The sequence below is a fragment of the Streptomyces kebangsaanensis genome (genome assembly GCF_001906585.1).
GTDB classification, from domain to species: Bacteria; Actinomycetota; Actinomycetes; order Streptomycetales; family Streptomycetaceae; genus Streptomyces; species Streptomyces kebangsaanensis.
Window position 1 is genome coordinate 9,420 of sequence record NZ_JUJA01000017.1, and the last position, 1,498, is coordinate 10,917.

The window sequence follows — 1,498 nt, forward strand, 5'->3', positions numbered from 1 at the left end:
CGGTGCCGCCGTCGACGTGCTGGAGGAGACGCTGACCACCGCGGCGGGCCTGCCCGCCCCTCTCGGTGAACCCGTGGCGCACTTCTCGCAAGGAGTCCGGCACGTACGGCTCGGGCCCTCCCGGCCCTGTGCCCCGGGGCCGGGAGGGCCCTGACCGGGCGGGGACGGACCGGACCGGTCAGGGACGCGGTGGAGCGGCGGCCCCGGCGGAGGCGGGGGACTCCTCGGGGCGTGCCACGCACAGGGCCCAGATGATGAAGCCCGAGAAGGCGATCATCACGACCGACCAGACCGGGAAGTACGGCAGGGACAGGAAGCTGGCGAGGATGATGAACCCGGCGATGACCACACCGGCCACGCGCGCCCACATCGCCGTCTGGAACAGCCCGATGCTGATGATCACGGCGAGCACCCCGAGGACCAGGTGGATCCAGCCCCAGCCGGTGAGGTCGAACCGGAAGACGTAGTTGCGCGTGGCGACGAAGACGTCGTCCCGGGCGATGCCCATGATCCCGCGGAAGATGTCGAGCACGCCGGCGAGCATCAGCATGACCGCGGCGAAGGCCGTCAGTCCGGTGGCCCATGCCATCTTCGCCGTGCTCGGGCCTGCGGTGTGGGTCGCGGTCATCTGCTGCCTCGATTCGTCTCGGGTCCGTCTCGCCCGGTCGGGCTCAGCGGCGGCCGGGAGTGGAGCCGACGGAGGTGTCGGGGGTCTCGGGGGTGGAGGTGACGGAGGTGGCGCGGCCCTCGGGGGCGCCGCCGGACAGGACCACCGTCTTGGCCCGGGCGAACTCCTCGTCCGTGATGTCGCCCCGGGAGCGCAGGTCGGCCAGGCGGGCGAGTTCGTCGACGCCGGACCTGCCGCCGCCCGCGGTCTCGCGGACGTAGGCGTTGAACGCCTCCTGCTGCTCCCTCGCCTGGGCGAGCTCCCGGCGGCCCATGCCCTTGCCGCGGGCGACGACGTAGACGAAGACGCCGAGGAACGGCAGCACGATGCAGAACACCAGCCAGCCGGCCTTGGCCCAGCCGTTGAGGTTGTCGTCGCGGAAGATGTCGAGGACGACCCGGAAGAGCAGGACGAACCACATGATCCACAGGAAGAACCACAGCATCGTCCAGAAGGCGCTCAGCAGCGGATAGTCGTACGCGAGGTTCATCTGCGTGCTCATTTCTCTCCTCCGTTCCGGGCCCGCGCCCGGCTGCCGCGATCTGCCGTCTTTCAGCGTGCGCACGGCAAGGCCGGAGCGCCTCACCCGGCGCGGGTGACCGTGGGGGCCGCGGACCACGCCCGTACCCACCCGGTGCCCGCGCGGCGCGGTCGCCGGCGGAGCCGTTCGTGCTCCGCGGGCTCCACGGTGCCGCGCCCGCCGGATCACCCGGGAAGGGTGATCCGGCCGTGTCCCTGCCACGATGATCTGGGACCGACCCGCACACCCTCTTGCCGGATGGCGGAACGGAAGGGACACCGGATGGGCGATCCGGACGAGCCGGCGGCTCC

2 protein-coding genes and 1 pseudogene are annotated in these 1,498 nt (G+C 71.8%); 1 reads left to right on the plus strand and 2 read right to left on the minus strand.

What is annotated here, in order from left to right; all coding sequences use genetic code 11:
• Positions 1–154 (plus strand): annotated as a pseudogene (locus tag RH94_RS41935) (DUF2071 domain-containing protein); the annotation flags it as partial.
• Between the two features lie 24 nt (positions 155–178).
• On the opposite strand, the gene RH94_RS01730 reads toward RH94_RS41935, so the two are convergent.
• Positions 179–628 carry a DUF7144 family membrane protein gene (locus tag RH94_RS01730; protein ID WP_073945909.1) on the minus strand — a complete coding sequence of 150 codons (450 nt, stop codon included), beginning with the start codon at positions 626–628 and terminating at the stop codon, positions 179–181.
• A 43-nt stretch (positions 629–671) separates the two neighbouring features.
• Positions 672–1,169: an SHOCT domain-containing protein gene (locus RH94_RS01735; protein WP_073945910.1), complete on the minus strand. Its 498-nt coding sequence runs from the start codon at positions 1,167–1,169 to the stop codon at positions 672–674.
• Positions 1,170–1,498: the final 329 nt, after the last annotated feature.